Here is a 2,808-nt window from a genome sequence, read left to right on the forward strand (position 1 = left end):
TTTTTGTTCTCGTAAGCCACACGCGAACAAATTATGATTTATTCCACTATCTATTTTCCCTTAACCGAGCAGTATTGCGAGTGATATTCTCTGTTTTAACTAGCTTAAAACCTGTAGCTTTAGCTAATTGTTTGTACTCAATAAGAGGACAAAAATTAACTGGTCGAGAACCATAAGTACGAACAACAAGAGTTTTAGTAGCTTTCTCTATTAATTTCCAGGTTCGGTAAAAAGCCTGGATAGGAATAAAATCACAAATAGTTAATCTTCCTCCTAGATGTAAAATTCGCCTTGCTTCCCTAAAGAAATGCTCACGGCTAGAGAATGCAAAAATAGACTCAACTGCCAAAACTACATCAAAAGAATCATCGGGAAATGGTAATTGGCAAGCATCAGCCTTAAGAAAATTTATATGATTATTCGGTAGCGCGTGTACTGTTCTCTCGGCTCTAAGAAGCTGTTCATTGTTAATATTTATTCCAACTAAATTCATATTGAAAAAACGCTCATTGAGACTAGCAATTGTTCCTCCAAATCCACAGCCTACATCAAGAATGCTTAAACCATGTTGTATTTGTGCAACGTCAGTAATAAGACGAGATAAGTTCTCTGCTGCTATAGCAAAATCTGCAATTGAACCATCAGCTTTAGTTGGATCAGACCAATAACCCCAATGTAAATGCCGACCAAAAGCTAATAATGCATCAGCATCTCCTTCAGAAAACTTTTGTGTCAAGCTATCAAAATAAGGCACGCTAATTGAATGATTACTAATGTCGGGACTCAAAACTTTTCCCCTTTACTATGAATCTGTATTTTGGCATCTCTTACATTGTATAAAAAAAACTTATTTTTATAGATTGCTTATTATTGGTGATAGCAGAGCAGGCGTATCATGTTAAAAAAATATTTTAAATGATTATCATACCAAGCTGCGGAGCTTTGTTTGCTTTACTGGTGTACTTTTCATTTTTTAGCAAGCTGAGAATTGACTCTATCTCTCAGAAAAAAGTAATATTTGATACTATTCCTTCTTCAAAACGAAAAATCAAGGGTTTTGACTATTTCGCAGTGAGGGAATAAATAATTACATATAAACTCTCATGAGAGAAAAGCTTTTTTCCAGTGAAGATCGGGATGATAATATTGAACTTAAGGTGTAGGGCATCTGTAAAAAAAGCCTAAAAAAAGTGCGTTTTGTCAATCAGCTAAAATACTCAAGATATTTTAGCTGATTGACAATCGTAGTTGGGTGGGGGAAGGAGGCGAGTGTCAGACTTAGGCGTGGTTAAATATCTCCGAAAGCCAGCCACTAAGTTGGATTTATTACCTTGGACTGCAAAGGTGCAGACACTTGTGCAATCTAAGCTCTCACAAGTGGCCCCTTTGAGAGCATTTTTGTGCTTTGCAAGGGTGCGATGGCGTAACCGCCCGCCGGAGGCGATCGCAAAACAGGTATTTGACCAAGGAGTAGAGCGATAAGTCTGACGGTATAGCTACGCTTACCGCTTACGGCTGGAACAGAAAGAGAACAAGCATTTTAGGAAGCTGGAAGGCTTTGAAGTAGTTGCGCGAGGGGCTGTGATGGGCTTACGCCCCGTCGTAGGCAATCGCAGCCTGTACTATTCTGTAGATAGAACATTTGAGCCCTTGCCTTGAATTATGGGCTATCGTCTTTAACGTATACACGGATACAACGTATATAAGTATGGAAATAGCAGATGTAATTGTGATTGGAAGCGGTCAGGGCGGAGTTCCACTTGCAGCTGACTTTGCATCATCAGGTCGAAACGTCGTTCTATTTGAGCGTGATGCGTTGGGCGGCAGTTGCATAAACTATGGCTGTACTCCTTCTAAAGCCTTTCTAGCCTCTGCCCATGCCGCAGGTCGCGCTCGACAAGCGACAAAGTTAGGCATACACGCGCAGGTCGAGGTCGATTTTTCTACGGTGATGGAGCGTGTGCGTAGTATTCGCAGCCAGTTTAACCAGGGTGTCAAAAGGCGACTAGACAGTGTAGGGGTTAGAGTCGTCTGTGCTGAAGCTGCTTTCACCAGAGAGCGAACTGTGAGTGGAGGAGGTATGACTGTGCAGGCTCCGATCATCGTCATCAATACAGGGACATCCTCCACCATTCCTGACATTCCTGGTTTAGCTGGAACGCCTTATCTGACCAACCGAAATTTCTTTGATTTGCAGCAGATTCCGCCCCGGTTGCTCGTGGTCGGCGGTGGTTATATTGCCCTGGAGCTAGGGCAGGGAATGGCACGTTTAGGGAGCCAAACCGAATTGATTGTGCGGGGCGATCGGCTGCTTGCTCAAGAAGAATCCGATGTCAGTGCTGTGCTTGCTGATGCTTTTGAGCAAGACGGAATTGGACTGCATTTCAATGTGACTGTTCAGCAGGTTGCTTATACCAACGGTGTGTTTACCCTAACGCTGAACAATGGTGAAGTACTAGATGGGGAAGCATTGCTGATTGCGACTGGGCGCAAACCGAATACTCAGGCATTAAATTCTGCGGTGACAAGCGTTGAATTAGATGCACAGGGTTTTATTAAAATCGACGAGCAATTTCAGACGACTTGCGCTGGAATTTATGCGATCGGAGACGTTGCCAAGCAGCCTGCTTTTACCCATGTTTCTTGGGAAGACTATCGTCGCTTGAAAGCTATTCTATGTGGCGAACACCGGACACGCAACGATCGGGTGTTAGGCTATGCCGTCTACACAGAGCCACAAGTGGGTCGAGTGGGTATGACGTTAGAGCAGGCTCACAAACAGGGCATTACTGCGAGCGAAGTCACCCT

At 43.3% G+C, this 2,808-nt stretch carries 3 protein-coding genes; 2 read left to right on the plus strand and 1 reads right to left on the minus strand.

The features are described from left to right. Positions 1 to 46 precede the first annotated feature (46 nt). Positions 47 to 754, minus strand: a complete 708-nt coding sequence (locus GNF10_RS36265; protein WP_185580494.1) for a class I SAM-dependent methyltransferase — start codon at positions 752 to 754, stop codon at positions 47 to 49. 515 nt (positions 755 to 1,269) lie between these two features. Between GNF10_RS36265 and GNF10_RS36270 the strand changes: the two genes are divergently transcribed. Then, entirely contained in the window at positions 1,270 to 1,482 is a 213-nt protein-coding gene (locus GNF10_RS36270) for a hypothetical protein (RefSeq protein WP_185582387.1), read from the plus strand. 226 nt (positions 1,483 to 1,708) lie between these two features. Next, positions 1,709 to 2,808: NAD(P)/FAD-dependent oxidoreductase (locus tag GNF10_RS36275; RefSeq protein WP_185593141.1), on the plus strand; the 1,100-nt coding region annotated here is incomplete at its 3' end.

The organism is Nostoc sp. UCD121 (genome assembly GCF_014222285.1).
Taxonomy (GTDB): Bacteria; Cyanobacteriota; Cyanobacteriia; order Cyanobacteriales; family Nostocaceae; genus Nostoc.